This window comes from Phormidesmis priestleyi BC1401 (assembly GCF_001650195.1).
Taxonomy (GTDB): domain Bacteria; phylum Cyanobacteriota; class Cyanobacteriia; order Leptolyngbyales; family Leptolyngbyaceae; genus Phormidesmis_A; species Phormidesmis_A priestleyi_B.
On record NZ_LXYR01000017.1, the window covers coordinates 42,823 to 58,140 of the forward strand.

At 50.3% G+C, this 15,318-nt stretch carries 15 protein-coding genes and 1 tRNA gene; 8 read left to right on the plus strand and 8 right to left on the minus strand.

The annotated features are described in order from the left end of the window. The first annotated feature begins 119 nt into the window (after nucleotides 1–119). On the plus strand, nucleotides 120–359 hold the full coding sequence (locus tag A8707_RS26830; protein ID WP_231948022.1) for a hypothetical protein: 240 nt from the start codon (nucleotides 120–122) through the stop codon (nucleotides 357–359). Between the two features lie 71 nt (nucleotides 360–430). Here A8707_RS26830 and menB read toward each other — a convergent pair whose 3' ends face one another. Genes menB through A8707_RS11380 form a run of 5 tightly spaced genes read right to left on the minus strand, consistent with a single transcriptional unit; the run spans nucleotide 431 to nucleotide 6,663 of the window. Beyond that, nucleotides 431–1,264 (minus strand): 1,4-dihydroxy-2-naphthoyl-CoA synthase, encoded by an 834-nt coding sequence (menB, locus tag A8707_RS11360; RefSeq protein ID WP_068817030.1) that lies wholly within the window; start codon nucleotides 1,262–1,264, stop codon nucleotides 431–433. A 12-nt stretch (nucleotides 1,265–1,276) separates the two neighbouring features. Further along, on the minus strand, nucleotides 1,277–3,007 hold the full coding sequence (gene menD / locus A8707_RS11365; protein ID WP_068817032.1) for a 2-succinyl-5-enolpyruvyl-6-hydroxy-3-cyclohexene-1-carboxylic-acid synthase: 1,731 nt from the start codon (nucleotides 3,005–3,007) through the stop codon (nucleotides 1,277–1,279). 9 nt (nucleotides 3,008–3,016) lie between these two features. Next, nucleotides 3,017–3,799, minus strand: a complete 783-nt coding sequence (locus A8707_RS11370) for a Uma2 family endonuclease (protein WP_068817034.1) — start codon at nucleotides 3,797–3,799, stop codon at nucleotides 3,017–3,019. A gap of 40 nt (nucleotides 3,800–3,839) precedes the next feature. After that, on the minus strand, nucleotides 3,840–5,255 hold the full coding sequence (locus tag A8707_RS11375) for an isochorismate synthase (RefSeq protein WP_068817036.1): 1,416 nt from the start codon (nucleotides 5,253–5,255) through the stop codon (nucleotides 3,840–3,842). Nucleotides 5,256–5,277: 22 nt separating this feature from the next. Continuing rightward, nucleotides 5,278–6,663, minus strand: coding sequence for a cytochrome P450 (locus A8707_RS11380; RefSeq protein ID WP_068817037.1), 1,386 nt, complete (start codon nucleotides 6,661–6,663; stop codon nucleotides 5,278–5,280). Nucleotides 6,664–6,839: 176 nt separating this feature from the next. Here A8707_RS11380 and menA point away from each other — a divergent pair, with 176 nt between their 5' ends. The 3 genes from menA to A8707_RS11395 are packed head-to-tail and all read left to right on the plus strand — an operon-like array spanning nucleotide 6,840 to nucleotide 10,047. Further along, nucleotides 6,840–7,748, plus strand: a complete 909-nt coding sequence (gene menA, locus A8707_RS11385) for a 2-carboxy-1,4-naphthoquinone phytyltransferase (protein WP_068817039.1) — start codon at nucleotides 6,840–6,842, stop codon at nucleotides 7,746–7,748. 2 nt (nucleotides 7,749–7,750) lie between these two features. After that, the gene (locus A8707_RS11390; RefSeq protein ID WP_068817040.1) at nucleotides 7,751–8,659 is read left to right on the plus strand and encodes an o-succinylbenzoate synthase; all 909 of its coding nucleotides are present in this window, start codon (nucleotides 7,751–7,753) and stop codon (nucleotides 8,657–8,659) included. A 20-nt stretch (nucleotides 8,660–8,679) separates the two neighbouring features. Then, entirely contained in the window at nucleotides 8,680–10,047 is a 1,368-nt protein-coding gene (locus A8707_RS11395; RefSeq protein WP_068817042.1) for a 2-succinylbenzoate--CoA ligase, read from the plus strand. On the opposite strand, the gene A8707_RS11400 is transcribed toward A8707_RS11395, so the two are convergent. Continuing rightward, nucleotides 10,001–10,411, minus strand: a complete 411-nt coding sequence (locus A8707_RS11400) for an alr0857 family protein (RefSeq protein ID WP_068817045.1) — start codon at nucleotides 10,409–10,411, stop codon at nucleotides 10,001–10,003. The two genes, A8707_RS11395 and A8707_RS11400, sit on opposite strands and share 47 nt — an antisense overlap. A gap of 400 nt (nucleotides 10,412–10,811) precedes the next feature. Here A8707_RS11400 and A8707_RS11405 point away from each other — a divergent pair, with 400 nt between their 5' ends. From A8707_RS11405 to A8707_RS11420, 4 genes are all read left to right on the plus strand, one after another. Beyond that, on the plus strand, nucleotides 10,812–11,144 hold the full coding sequence (locus tag A8707_RS11405) for a ribbon-helix-helix domain-containing protein (RefSeq protein ID WP_068817048.1): 333 nt from the start codon (nucleotides 10,812–10,814) through the stop codon (nucleotides 11,142–11,144). Nucleotides 11,145–11,231: 87 nt separating this feature from the next. Then, nucleotides 11,232–11,313, plus strand: a tRNA-Leu gene (locus tag A8707_RS11410). Between the two features lie 161 nt (nucleotides 11,314–11,474). Continuing rightward, a complete protein-coding gene (locus A8707_RS11415) occupies nucleotides 11,475–12,350 on the plus strand; it encodes a M48 family metalloprotease (RefSeq protein ID WP_068817049.1) in 876 nt (291 codons plus the stop codon). A gap of 87 nt (nucleotides 12,351–12,437) precedes the next feature. Beyond that, entirely contained in the window at nucleotides 12,438–13,019 is a 582-nt protein-coding gene (locus A8707_RS11420; protein ID WP_068817050.1) for a rhomboid family intramembrane serine protease, read from the plus strand. 154 nt (nucleotides 13,020–13,173) lie between these two features. Here the strand turns inward: A8707_RS11420 and trpE are convergent, their stop codons facing one another. Then, entirely contained in the window at nucleotides 13,174–14,709 is a 1,536-nt protein-coding gene (gene trpE, locus A8707_RS11425) for an anthranilate synthase component I (protein WP_068817052.1), read from the minus strand. Nucleotides 14,710–14,838: 129 nt separating this feature from the next. Beyond that, the gene (gene psaD, locus A8707_RS11430; protein ID WP_068817053.1) at nucleotides 14,839–15,264 is read right to left on the minus strand and encodes a photosystem I reaction center subunit II PsaD; all 426 of its coding nucleotides are present in this window, start codon (nucleotides 15,262–15,264) and stop codon (nucleotides 14,839–14,841) included. Nucleotides 15,265–15,318: the final 54 nt, after the last annotated feature.

The window sequence follows — 15,318 nt, forward strand, 5'->3', positions numbered from 1 at the left end:
AGCAATAGCTTTCTTTTCTAAAAGATCGTGACAAATTCTTAACAACACAACTTATTAAAAGCCTAATTATGAAACCTTCTAATTCCTCAGCTTCTGTTTGTCGGCATTGCAGATATTATGTGCCAGAAGGACGACGTGGCGGAGCCTGTGGTCAGCTTAATGATGTCCTTGTTCAGGGGCACTGGAAGGCATGTTCTCTGATGTCGCCCGTGTTTACACCCAACTGGCAGCTTGAACGAATCATGACTCTACAGAGTGAACCGACAGAAAAGCTGTCGGTTTCGATCGCCAAGCATGACGAGCTGCGGCGTGAACCTCAAAGAGAGGGTGCAGTCACGACGCTAGAAAAGACAGCTTAGTCTAGCTTTATGGCTTCTCATAAAACGCACCTTGACTCAGAGGTGCGTTCTTTGTGTGGAGAGAACGATCGCTAAGGCAACCAGGGATATTTGCGAAAATCAGGGCTGCGTTTTTCTAAAAATGCTTGTTTGCCTTCAGATCCTTCCTCAGTCATGTAGTAGAGCAGGGTAGCGTTTCCGGCGAGTTCTTGTAGCCCTGCTTGACCATCGCAGTCGGCGTTGAAAGCAGCTTTGAGGCAGCGAATCGCGATCGGGCTTTTCTCTAAAATTTCGCCTGCCCACTGAACGCCCTCGGCTTCAAGTTGCTCGATCGGCACCACACAATTCACTAAACCCATTTCTAGCGCCTGGTCTGCGGTGTATTGGCGGCAGAGATACCAAATTTCCCGCGCTTTTTTCTGTCCGACAATTCGCGCCATGTAGCTCGCGCCAAATCCACCGTCAAAACTGCCGACTTTGGGTCCGGTTTGCCCAAAAATGGCGTTGTCGGCGGCGATCGTCAAATCACACAGCATATGAAGAACGTGCCCACCACCGATCGCGTATCCGGCAACCAAGGCGATTATGACTTTGGGCATCGATCGGATCAAACGCTGCAAATCGAGAACGTTTAATCGTGGCGTTCCTGCTTCGTCCACATAGCCACCGTGACCCCGCACACTTTGATCGCCCCCCGCACAAAACGCATATTTGCCATCGGTGTGAGGTCCGGCTCCGGTAAGAAAAATTACCCCAATTCGGCTGTCTTCACGAGCGTTGCTAAAGGCATCGTAGAGTTCGACTACGGTTTTGGGACGGAAGGCATTGCGCTTGTGGGGACGGTTGATGGTGATTTTAGCAATGCCGTCCGTTTTGTGATAGAGGATGTCTTCGTAGGGTTTGACGAGATGCCATTCGACGGTCATAAAAACTGGGGATTAAGGACTAATTGATCGGGCAAAGCTGCCTAACTGATTGTGCCGCCATTGAGCATCGGCAGCGCGATCGGTCTGCAATTCTAATACGCGGATGCCCTGATCTGGGAGAGGATTGAGACGATCGACAAGCTGATTCCAAGTGCAAATCTGCTCATACTCTACGCTGTAGGTTTGGCAGAGATGAGCGAAATTGATGTTTTGCGGCGTAGCGAAGAATTCTTCAAACGGGGGATTGAATTGAGCGATCGGCAGCATTCCAAAAATTCCGCCGCCGTTGTTGTTGATCAGCACGATCGTCAGATGTCCGATAAAGTGGTTGCGAAGGAGGAATCCGTTGGTGTCGTGCAGGAGGGCGAGATCTCCTGTCAACATGACACTGCTTTGATGATGGGCGACTCCTAGCGCAGTTGAAAGGGTGCCATCAATGCCGTTTGTGCCGCGATTGAAAAAAGGCTGGACGGCAGAATCTCCGGGCTTCCAGAAAAACTCGACATCTCGCACAGGCATGCTGTTGGAAATAAAGAGCGGCGTTCTGGTGGACAAACACTGGGACAGCAACCAGGCAGCTTTGCCTTCAAAAAGAGTCTCTTCGATCGTCATCGTTTGGTCGATCGCGTGTCTGATTTTTGAGTCGGCGGTTTGCCAAAGTTCTAAATAAGGGCTGGGCGATCGGGCTTCAGCAGACAGATTTTCTGCAAACGATTCGACAGATGTTTGGAGATGGGTCGTCCTGCCGTGAAGCGGATCGAGGTTGCGATCGCTCGGATCGATCACCCATTGTCTCGGTTGAACTTGAGTTAACCACTGCCGCAATTCTCGACTCGTAGGCATTTCTCCGACCCGAATCACGAAATCGGGAGCCAGCTTTTCTACCAGAGTACGGTTTCTTAAAATCAGATCATAGGTCGAAATTAAACAGGGATTGAGACTCGCGTAGTTGCGGAGGGGCGACAATCCTTCTGCTAAAACGGGCATTTGTAGCGATGTTGAGAGATGGGCGATCGCTCGACAATATCGCTCTGGTGATTTGGGTTGGGCACATCCTGCGACGATGATGCCGCGTGAGAACGGAGGTAGCGGAGGACATGAAGACTGAGCAAGCGAAGGAACGATCGGATGAACGTGACCGAAGAAGGTTTCTACATCGAAGTCCGCTTCGAGAGACTGAGACTCGGACTGGGGAATTGGGACAAGCGGATCGCGAAACGGGATGTTGAGATGAACGACTCCGGGACTTAAGCCTAGCGATCGCTGCCAAAATCGGATCAGCGTCTGACGTAAATATGCCAGCATGGGCAGATCGATCGAGGGCAATGCCAACTCTGCGTAAGCTTTGGGATAAGAGCCAAAAAGTTTTTGTTGATCGATCGTTTGTCCGGCGTTGCAGTCTCGCAGTTCGGGAGGACGATCGGCGGTCAGCACCAGTAAAGGAACGCGGCTTTCACTCGCTTCGATAATAGCGGGATAGAAATTTGCGCCAGCCGTGCCAGACGTGCAGATTAACGCCACAGGGTTGTGAGTGCGTCGCGCCAGACCGAGGGCAAAAAACGCTGCCGATCGCTCATCTAAAACCGGAATCGCCTCAATCTTGGGATGTTGAGCAAAGGCGATCGCCAACGGTGCCGATCGAGAGCCAGGACAAATCACAGCCGTGGTCAAGCCGAGACGCTGAAGGGTTTCTGTCAGGACAGATGCCCAGACAGTATTGGTGTTGCGGAAGTCGATCGACATTCGGGAAAATTAAGCTTCTGGATCAATTCCTTGCGCCCGGAGTTGGGCAACAAGACGTTCTGTGCGCTGACGCTCTTGCTCAAGTTGGGATTCAGCTTGCTCAAGCTGATGCTCAGACTGCTCAAGCTGTCGCTGAGTCTGGGCGGCGGTTTCGTGTCCGGTCAAAAGCAAGGTTCCCTGATCGTCCCACCAGCGCAGCCAGGGAAGTTCGAGATTTTGATATTGACCTTGCCAGATGCCTAGCTCGACTCCTAATTGAGAAATGGGGTAGTGTCCGCGATCGTTGGTCGGCACCGGGAGATATTGGTTTTCGACCAGGTGAAAGACTTCGACGCTGGCTTTGCTGACTTCGTAAATGCCATAAAAGGCGGGACGAATCACCTGTTCATACACCCAAAATTTGCCCGTCCAGGGAGTCTTGTCTCGCTCTTGCGATCCGTCACCTGAGACAAACTCTAGTACGATCAGCGGCACGATAAATTCTTGCCACAGCACATAAGAACGGCGAAACTCCCCATTAAGGGTGGGCGGCACATTGGCAACATAAAACCAATCTGGGGCTTCTGCGCCTCGTTCGGGAGGATCAGTCATCCGCCAATAAATGCCGCTATCTTGACCGATGCAATATTGCCCGTCTGAGTGGCGCTGTTGAAGAATTGGCTCGATCGAGTCAGTCAACACAACACTTTGCGGGTGTTCTAGAAAGTTTTTCACAAAAGTGCCGTCTGATTCGGGAAGCTGCGTGTGGTCAGGCAGTTTTGTGTAGGTCGGTAAATCTGCAAAAGAGGTCATAGCACAGCACTCGCGTCTCTCTATTAGTGTAGCCGCTTGGCTAGACCAGTGCGGCTAAAAGCGCCTGTAGCTTGAGTTGAACTTCGGTCAATTCTTTATCGGGATTGGAACCTGCGACGATTCCCGCCCCGGCAAAGAGTCGAGCGTGACAGCCATCGAGCACCGCAGACCGAATGCCGACCGCAAATTCGCCGTTGCCCTGGTGATCGACCCACCCGATCGGAGCCGCATACAGCGATCGCTCAAACTGCTCATAGTGACGAATCTGCTCACAGGCAAGATCTCTAGGCGCACCTGCCACTGCTGGAGTCGGGTGCAGTTTGGCAACTACATCCAGCAAGTGAACGTGAGGGGGAACGGTGGCGCGAATCGGAGTGTGTAAGTGTTGAATATTGGGAAGTTGCAGCAGACGAGCCGCCGATCGCTGTGTCTCTAACCCCAACTCTGCTAAATGGCGAGTGATGAAATCAATTACGACTTGATGTTCGTGGGTTTCTTTTTGACTCGACAGCAGGCGATCGGCGAGTTGAGCATCGTCGATCGGGGTTTTGCCGCGAGGGGCTGACCCTGCTAGCGCATCCGTTTCTAGCTGATGATGATGAATGCTTACTAATCGTTCGGGACTTGCCCCGATAAAAGTCTGTCCGTGACAATTGTTAGTTGAAAAAATATAGCAGTTTGAATAGAGATTGCGTAAATGATTGAGGGATAAAACTAAGTTAAACGGAATGGGCGAAGTCACGTCCAACGCGTGAGCTAAAACGATTTTATGAAAGTGATTATTTTGAATCGATTCTAAAGCAGATGAGACGGATTTCTTAAAGTGATTGGTATGAGAAACATCTTGTTTTTTGAGAAAACTTGGAGGATCGATCGCGAAATCAATGACGTTATACTTCACGGCTCGAATCGCCTGGAACCCTTGCCATATTTGACGAGATGCCTGTTCTGGGTCGAGGGTCTGATCGAGAATGACATTCGCCACGATCGTGCCACGATTCGCCTGACGAGACACCTGCCAACGCGGGAGAAAAACCGACGCAGATGGAAAAGATAGGTTCTCGTGAAGGGGCTGATCAAAGAATGAGAAACTACAGAAAAAATGTGCCCCAGAAAACGGGTTTTCTGAGTCTCCAAATTGAATCACATTCGTTGAAGCATTGCGGATAAATTCTTTTGCTTCAACAAATCGATTTTTGCCCCCAGTTTTAAGCTCGATCGCCGTATCGATCGCCAACATTGCTTCTTGCTGACCGCTTTTCTCAAAATAAAAGTGACCCTGATTAGGGTTAACCAATGTCTGAAGGACTGCCAATAGATCGACGGGTTCTATGTCTAACGAAATGCTGACAATTTGAGGAGATTTACAGCGATTCGCTCTTTTGCAAGTCGATAGGAATTGAGCGATCGCGGTTTGATTTTGAGCACGATCGAGCCGATAAGGGGTAATAGTCATGCGGATATCAATAAAACCATCTCTACGCTGATTCTAATGGCTGAAGGCTTGGAGTCTCGATCGAGCGTTGCCCTGTCACTTCTAACCGAAAATCGTCGGGCGGAACAAACGTGATGCCGCGCCGCACCGGACGCACCGGATGATCGTAGTTAGTTTGAAACGCATAGCTCGATAAAACGGTCGCCAACACGAGCTTCATTTCAAACAGCGAGAGCGCCATGCCGACACAGCTTCGACTGCCGCCGCCAAACGGCAAAAACTCAGATGGCGAGAACTTTTGAGCGATAAAGCGCTCTGGGTTAAACCGCTCTGGCTCTGCGTAAGTGTCGGCTCGATGGTGCGCCAAATAAATGCAGGGCACCAAAATCGCCCCCGGCTCAAATTCATAGCCCTCAATCTGAACGGTTTGTTTGACTCTTCGCGGCTGAGAGATCAGGGCGATCGGATACACGCGCAGGGCTTCTTTGCAAACGGCGGTCAGATAAGGCAACTGAGACAGCGCCGTCGGATCGGGGTTTTCGCCTAAAGTTTGAATCTCGGTGAGCAAGCGATCGAGACAGTCGGGATGGCGATGAATCCAGTAAAATGCCCAGGCTAACCCCGACGCAGTGGTTTCGTGTCCGAGCAGCAATAAGGTCATCAACTGATCGCGCAGTTCGACATCGCTCATCGATTCGCCCTGATCATCGGTGGCGGTCATCAACACTGAAAGGATATCAGTTCGACCCGCTAGAGATTGAGAACGGCGATCGTGAATTTCGTTATAAATCAGCGCGTCAATCTCCTGCTGTTGAGCCAAAAAGCCGCCCCACGGACTCCAGCGCCCCAAGTTTTGCTGAAGCATTGGAAAGAAGAACTGCGTTGAGTAAAGCGGTGACGTAATGGCTTCGAGTAGATGACTCAGCAACTGTTTGAGGCGTTCATACCGCGCTCCGGGCACCATGCCAAACACAACCTGCAAAATTACCTGAAGCGAGATTTCTGACATCTCTTCGCGAATGGTCAGCGATCGCCCGATTTGCCAGTCTGACATCTGTTGTCGAGTCAGGTCACAGATAACGCGCCCCTGACCATAAAGCTGTTCTCGATGCAGCGCAGGCATGAGCAACTGTCGCTGTCGCTGATGGCGGTGTCCTTCTTGCATGATCACCGACTGATCGCCCACTAACGGACGAAAAATGTGAGTCACTTTACCAAACTCAAACGAGTCTGCCAGCGTCGTAAAGATCGCCTGAATCGAGTCAGGATTGCTGAAGAAGACGACAGGTGGAGAATTAACCCCCAACACCCGCAGCGTAAACGTGTCCCCATATTGTTGGGCACAGCGATCGAGGAAGTTAATCGGTTGAGCCACGATCGCAAGGGTTTGCAGCAGCGACGGCAACCGAGATCCAGCAGGCAGTTTCATCAAGGCATTTCTATCGAGCGTCTGTGATCTAGTCTAGAAGCAAAGGATAAGGGATGAGTCCTCCTTGCTTCCGTAGATGTAACGTTTCTATAACACCTCTCCAATGCCTCAACCCAAATGGGAGACTAAGAAATACAGCATGATTCAGTCTTCTGGCAGCTAGAGGAGTTTTGTGGATGACGACCAGGACGATCGAGCGGGCGAGTAAAAAACTCTGGTTTGCCGCCATTAAGCCACCGATGTATAGCGTAGCAATCATGCCGATTTGGGTCGGTTCAGCCGTTGCATTTGCTGAAACCAGTCGGTTTGATACATCAATTTTCTTCACGTTTTTGGTCTCTGCCATTTTGATTTTGGCTTGGGAGAATTTCAGTAATGACGTGTTTGACTCAGAAACTGGGGTCGATGTCAATAAGAAGAATTCTCTCGTGAATATGACGGGCAATAAGTCCCTGATTTTTTGGATCAGTAATCTTTGTCTCGCGGCAGGACTGTTGGGCATCAGCACGATCGCCGCAAGGCAGCAAGATTTCACCGTGATTGGGCTAATTCTGCTGTGCTGTGGCATCGGCTATATCTATCAAGGTCCGCCGTTTCGCCTCAGCTATAAAGGGCTTGGAGAAATCCTCTGCTTTTTTGCGTTTGGTCCATTGGCGTTTGCGGCGACCTATTACAGTCAGACAAAAGCCTGGTCGAATACAAGTTTGGCAGCGTCGATCGTGGTCGGCATTGCCACTAGCCTGATTTTGTTTTGCTCTCACTTCAATCAGGTGAAAGATGATGCCGCGATCGGCAAAAAATCTCCAGTTGTGCGGTTAGGAACGAAGAGATCGGCACAGCTTTTGCCATGGGTCTGCGGCAGTCTCTATGTGCTGACCACTCTTTTTGTGATGCTGCACATTTTCCCGGTTTGGACGTTGATGATCTTCCTGAGTGTGCCCGTCGCCCGAAAGCTTTGCAAATTCATCGGGTCGCAGCATGATCAACCTCACAAACTCACCTTCTGCCGCCTGATTGCGGTCGAACTCCATTTCTGGAGCGGATTGCTTTTAGGGTTAGGGTTCATGTTGGCGCAACTGGTTTAGCAATGCGATTTGAGTATCGTCCTTATCGTCGATCGTTTCGACAGCCGTTGCAGACCAGTCATGGAATCTGGACGGTGCGAGAAGGAATCATTTTGCGTCTCATTGATGATGCTGGATGCGTTGGCTTTGGTGAGATTTCGCCGCTGGCTTGGTTTGGTTCAGAAACGTTTGAGGACGCGATCGAGTTCTGTCAGCAGTTGCCTAATGAGATCGACGGTGAGACGATCGCCACCATTCCGACTCATTTATCAGCGTGTCAATTTGGGTTTGAATCTGCACAAGAAATGTTAGCGACAGAATTCACTCAATCATCTGCATTGACTCACAGCGCTCTTTTGCCAACTGGACACGCTGCCCTGAATGGCTGGAAAGACCTTTGGGAGCAAGGATATCGCACCTTTAAATGGAAGATTGGCGTTGCTGACATTGAGGATGAAATTCAAATCTTCAATCACCTCGTCCAAATACTCCCGGCTGAAGCGTTTTTGAGATTAGATGCCAATGCTGGACTGACGGTCTCACAGGCTGAAAGATGGCTGCAACGCTGCGATTCAATTAGCAACCCGATCCTGGAATTTTTAGAGCAACCGCTTGCAGTCAGCCAATTTGAGCAGATGCAAACACTGAGCCAAATCTACTCAACGCCATTGGCGATCGACGAATCAGTTGCCACTTTAAATCAGTTGCGCGAATGCTATCAACAAGGCTGGCGAGGAATTTTCGTGATCAAACCTGCGATCGTGGGATCTCCGTCGCAATTACGCAAGTTTTGCCAAGAAACCGCGATCGATGCCGTCTTTTCATCGGTGTTTGAAACCGCGATCGGGCAGCAAGCCGGACTGCGATTAGCCGCAGAATTGTCGCTCAAACATCGCGCGGTTGGATATGGCACCTCTCACTGGTTTGATTAAATGGAGGAGGGCGATCGACGATGGCACCTTTGATTCAGCATCGACGACAAGAAAATTGGTTGATCGGTTACAGCAGTCAAGACCTCACCGACTTAGCAGAGCAGCGATATCAGGCACTCAAACGCTATGCAACGCCTCCGACTATTTTGTTAGCCGAACGGAACCCGATCGAGTTTCTTGCGGGATTCATCGCGGCGTGTTCGGCAAACTGCTCGATTTTTTTAGGCAACCCCGATTGGGTCGATGCTGAATGGCAGCAAGTGTTTAAGTTAGTTACGCCAGATTTAATTTGGGGAGACGTTCCAGAGAAAGTTTTACCAGAATCACCTGTCATCCTTCACGCTTCGCCTCTGATTATGATTCCGACTGGCGGCACGTCGGGTCAGATTCGATTTGTGATGCACACCTGGGAGACGTTAACCGCATCTGTGCAAGGGTTTCGACAATATTTTGGAGTCGATCGCGTCCATTCTTTTTGCGTGTTGCCTCTCTATCATGTGAGTGGCTTGATGCAATTTATGCGATCGTTTCTCTCAGACGGGCAATTAGCAATTCTCCCTTGGAAAGCGCTAGAAGCTGGAGAAACACAGTCCATCAATCCCCGCAACTTCTTTCTCTCCCTCGTTCCTACCCAACTTCAGAAACTGTTACCTCAACGTCAAACTGTTTCCTGGCTGTCCCAATTTGAAACGATTTTTTTGGGCGGTGCGCCTGCCTGGTCAGATTTGCTGGATGAAGCCCGATCGTGTCGACTTCCGATCGCGCCTACTTACGGCATGACCGAAACTGCTTCCCAGATTGTCACCCTCAAACCAAAGGATTTTCTAGCCGCAAAAGTCGGCTCTGGTCAAGTCTTGCCCCACGCTCAAATCACCATTACAAGCGAGATAGGCGAACCGTTAGCGATCGGCAAAACCGGAAAAATCACGATTCAATCCGACTCATTGATGTTGGGCTACTATCCCAATTTTTTGCAGCAACCCATTTATCAACCTGATGATTTGGGATTTTTTGACTCGCAGGGCTTTTTGCAAATCGTCGGACGCGACAGCAACAAGATTATTACCGGAGGCGAAAACGTCTTTCCGGCAGAAGTTGAGGCGGCAATTATGGCAACCAAACTCGTCAAAGATGTCTGCGTGTTGGGCATCTGCGATCGTACTTGGGGGCAAGCCATCACTGCCGTCTATGTCCCTCAAAATCCAGACGTTTCTGACCAAACATTAATCGCATCCCTTGAGAAAACTCTCAGCAAAGTCAAGCGTCCCAAATATTGGATCTCACTCGAAAACCTGCCTCGAAATTCTCAAGGGAAAATCAATCAGCCACAGCTCAGGCAAATTATCGCAGCGAAGACTGACACGCCGATGATTCTTGCCAAAGCTTGAACACAATAAATTCCGCCCGTTCGCACAGCGTTCCGGGAAGCGCGTCGCCCAGTTCGGCTAAAAAGATGCCCTCCTCACTGCTCGTAGTTTGCGCGATCCAGGTTCCTCGCAGGCTGACCTCGATCGAGTCTGCATCACATTGACAAAGCGCGATCGTGTCGTTGAGCGATCGCTGCACCACTGCATCCAGCAGGTTCCAAGCCTGCAAATTTGCAGACAGCAAGAAAGTTGCAGTGCCCGGTTCGACAATCAGCCGTTGCCCGACTCGCATTGCCAACACAACCCGCAGCATCACCAGCTCTTCGAGAGAGTGGTTGACCCGCTCGATCGTGATTCCCGTTTCGGTATAGGTAAACTTCAGCATTCCTGGTTGCTCCTCTGTTCCAGGGTTTACAGCGTTTCAAGGGTTTACAAAATGAATCGACAACTAAAAACCTCCGCTTCTAATCAGTGTGAAGCGGAGGCTAGAAAACTACTTGAGCGTTTTCTGACTAGACCGGGACAGGAACGCGCCTGACCCTCCCGCTTCGGAGTGATGGGTGCTGACTACTTGGGATAATCTCTGAGAACGTGCCCACAAACAGCAAAACTACGACTCTGCCCGCCCCGCAGGAGTGGTCGCCGACACGGTACCCCAGCCAGAACGATGTAAATAAGAGCCGTAGAGATTTCATTGCAGAAGATTTAGAGGACTTAACTTGCGGTCTACAGCCAACATACTACACTTGTAATATAAAAGTGTCCAGCTACTTTGGAGGAAGACCATGCACACCTTAACTCGCACCACCACCACCGACATGGAAGTCACCAGCATTCGTCTGGAACGAGAGTTAAAGGAACAGTTAAAATCGCTTTCGGGCAATCAGGGCTATCAGGCATTGATTCGAGATATTCTTTGGAACTATGTTCAGCAAAAATCGGGTGACTATACGCCGACCATCGCTGCGTCTGATTTTCGAGCCACGATCGCTGCAACCGCTCAACAAGAAGAACATTGCGCCCTGACGGGAACGGTGATTCGATCGGGCGACGCAATGATGCTAGGGTTCACCGCCGAAGGAAATCTAATTCCGCTCAGTCTAGGCAGTCTGTCATGAGATGAGCGTTTTGAGTTTTGAATCAATACATCAAATTCAAAACTCAAAACAACTCAAAGCTTTGCTATGATGGTGAAGCAGAAAAACGCGGATGTGGCGGAATTGGTAGACGCGCCAGATTTAGGTTCTGGTTTCGCAAGAAGTGAAGGTTCAAGTCCTTTCATCCGCATAAAGTTAGTCCAAAGGCATTTTGTAAGCTGCCCTTACTCAAGATCGCAAGCTTAATTACAATCAGCCTCTCGCTTGGGGTTAATTTCACTCGTCCGATAGATTTCAAACTGTCACAAATCTGAGAATTTGAGGAGGTAGTAAAAGCCTTCAGAAAAAGCCATGCTGGGGATCAACGAAATTAAAACGGTCGCACTGCTAGGGTTGCTGAGTGGTGTGCTGGTGTTGGGCGGATATTATTTAATCGGCAACGAACAGGGTCTTTATTTGGGGTTGGCGTTTGCTGCCATGACGAGCATCGGCTCCTGGTATTACTCTGATAAAGCCGCCCTCGCCGCCTATGCAGCCCAACCGATCGAGCGAGATGAAGCTCCTGAACTATTCGACATGGTAGCTAAGTTAAGCCAATGCGCAGGTATCCCCATGCCAAAGCTGTTTTTTGTGCCTACCAAGTCGCCCAATGCCTTTGCGACCGGACGCGACCCCGACCATGCGGCGGTTGCGGTTACTCAGGGGATTGTAGACTTGCTGACTCCTGAAGAGTTAGAAGGGGTTTTAGCTCACGAACTGACCCACGTTAAAAATCGCGATACGCTGACTCAGGCGGTTGTAGGCACGATCGCAGGTGCCATTACATTTCTCGGACGAATACTAACGTTTGGAGCGTTGTATGGTCCGGTTTATCGCGACGATCGGCGCGGCACAAATCCGTTTGGTCTACTCTTTCTGATCGTTCTTGCTCCCCTGTCCGCCGCCATCATTCAATTAGCCATTTCTCGAACTCGTGAGTTTTCAGCCGATCAGGGTTCGGCGCAAATCACGCACAATCCGCAGGCGTTAGCGAGTGCGTTGCGAAAATTAGAAGAAGTCGGTCATCAGATTCCAATGAATGGTAATCCGGCAATGTCACCTTTGCTGATCGTTAATCCATTACCTGCCGGAGGGTTGCAGTCTCTGTTTCGCACTCATCCATCCACCGAAGAACGAATTCGTCGTCTGTTAGAAATGGCACAGCAGCAATCTCCGGTAGCTGCTTAAATCATCTGCTCGAATTGGGCAATTTGAATGAATCGAAAAGACTATGCTAGAAAGGAATGAATCTCCCTATTTTGGAGTCGTTTCCTCATGCGCCGCACCGATCCAAACGATCCAAGCTCTATTGCTCGTGAAATTAAAACTCATGTGGTCGTATTGGGTGGAATTGTAGGGCTGCTCTGGCTGATTGAAATTGTTGATGTCTTCCTGGGCGGCAGACTCAATTTTTATGGCATCATTCCTCGCACCAGCATTGGGCTACGGGGGATTTTGTTTGCACCTTTTTTGCACGCCAACTTTGCCCACTTGATTAGCAACACCATCCCGTTTGTGACGCTGGGGTGGTTTGTGATGCTGCGCGAAACGAGTGACTTTTTTCTAGTTTCGACGATCGTCGCCCTCGCGAGTGGCATCGGAGTCTGGATATTTGGCGCTCCGGGGGTGCACCTGGGCGCAAGTGGCGTGATTTTTGGCTACTTTGGCTTTCTGCTGTCACGCGCTTATTTTGAACGCAGTGCTTTAGCGGTTGCCCTATCTCTAGCCGTTGCTCTCCTGTATGGTGGACTGATTTGGGGAGTGTTGCCCTCCCACGTCGGCATCTCCTGGGAGGGGCATCTCTTTGGTTTTGTGGGAGGCATCTTAGCCGCAAAGTGGCTGTCAAAGAGACGCTAAGGAACGTGGATTAAATAAACTGTAGAACTTGCCCTCATCCCCAACCCTTCTCCTTGGGGAGAAGGGAGCTAGAATCCTTGTTCCCTCTCCTTGGGGAGAGGGCTAGGGTGAGGGCGAGAAGTGGCACCTTAATAAATCCACGTTTCTGAGAGGATTACTCGGTTAAACACCGGATGGCTTCTAGTAAGCCTCTCGCTTTATTGAGGGTTTCCTCATACTCCTTTTCGGGTTCAGAATCGGCAACCAATCCGGCTCCGGCTTGAACGCTGACGGTGTGTTTGCCGTTGCCTTGTGATCGTACTACCATCGTGCGAATGGCGATCGCGGTATTCAACTGCCCCTCAAAGTCATAGTAGCCATACGCCCCAGAGTAGACTCCTCGACGACACGATTCTAAGTCATGAATAATTTGCATCGCCCGAATCTTGGGTGCCCCGCTCACCGTTCCAGCCGGAAAGGAGGCTTTTAGCAAGTCCCAAGCGGTTTTGGTGGGGGCAAGTTCGCCGATGACGTTGCTGACGATGTGCATCACATGAGAGTAGCGCTCAATCACCATCAGTTCGTCTACTTTGACGGTGCCGTTGACGCAGACTCGCCCCAGGTCATTGCGTCCGAGATCTACGAGCATGACGTGTTCGGCGACTTCTTTCGGGTCTTGCAGCAGGTCGTGCGCCAAAGCGTCATCTTCTTGAAGCGTTTTGCCCCGACGACGCGTTCCAGCGATCGGGCGCACCGTCGCAATTTTGGGCGCACCTGGCTCCAGCCGTTCTGCCTTGACCATCACCTCTGGGCTAGAGCCGATAATCTGCCAGTCGCCAAAGTTAAAATATGCCATGTAGGGCGACGGATTGATTAGTCGCAGCGATCGATACAACCCAAACGGGTCGCCGCCATACTCTGCCGAGAGGCGTTGAGAAATGACGACTTGAAAAATATCCCCCGCTTTGATGTGGGCTTTTGCCGTTTCAACGTTGGTGCAAAACTCTTCTTTAGTCGTGTTGCTAGTGAGCGACGTGATCTGATCGCGATTCCCCGATTCTGGAGAGTTCCAGGATAACAGGGTGGCTTGCTCAGACAGGGGAGATTGAAGCTTATGGACGAGTTGAGTAACGCGATCGCAGGCTTGCTGATATGCCTCTAGTGGATCGACGTTTGGATCTCGCAGATCGGCGTAAGCAACTGCCCAAATTTTGCGTTTCACCTGGTCAAAGATCAATACCTGATCGACCTGCATCCACAAACCGTCAGGGAGATCCGCCTGAGTTGCCGGATAAATTGGGACGCGCGGCTCAATCCAGTTAATCAATTCATAGCCCCAAAAGCCAAACAGTCCGCCAATTCCTGGCGGTAGCTGAGGCAGCTTGACAGGCTGAAAGGGCGTAATACATTGGGATAATGTCTCAAACGGGTCGCCTTCAAACACTTTCTGAGAGCCGTCTCGATGCGTTTGAGTCGTTTTGTTGCCTCTCGCCTCTAAAATCCAAAGCGGGTCACAGCCCAAAAAGCTATAGCGAGCAAGCGTCTCTCCCCCTTCAACCGACTCTAACAAAAAGCTATAGGGTTGCCCTGCACACACCCGATACCAGGCAGAGACAGGCGTGTCTAAATCGGCAACCCATTCCTGATAGACCGGGATGAAGTTACCCTGCTGAACGAGTTGTGAAAATTGAGAAAAGTCTGGGAAAATCATGTTCTCAATTGTACAAGGAGAGAGAAGGTCAGGAAATCCAAAAATTCAGGAGCCAAACATCAGGCACGAATGACTGAAATTTGACTCCTGAACGATCGTAAAAATTAGACAGAAATCGTAACCCTCAGACTAAGGATCAAAGGCTTTGCGACTGCTGAACTTAATTTTAGCGGCATCTGGGTTAGAGCCAATATTGCGCGGAACGCTATTGACCGCTACCCGACCAGGATTGACCTTTTCGGGGAACACACCATCAGCCGGGTGAAGATATTGAATCTCGCCGTTAGGAAAGACTCGGTAGATCTTGTAGTTGGTGATTTTGAACTTGGCACGAAGCTGTTGACCGCCTAACGCGATCGCCTGTTCCTTGCGAGCAAGATACAGGAGGTTATCGCCTTCGCGCATCTTGGCAGCGCCGCCAGTGGGCATTTCAAACACCTGTTCTTTTGGACTAGTCCAGGTGATTGCGTACTTCTCTTCTACTAAGGCTTTGGTCAACAGTCCACCTGTACTGCCACCAAACAAAGGAGCCTGTCCAGTAAGAGTGTCTGACATAAGTGTCTCGCTCTAAACGTTTTAGGCATCCTATCACCGAGGGTTTACCTCACG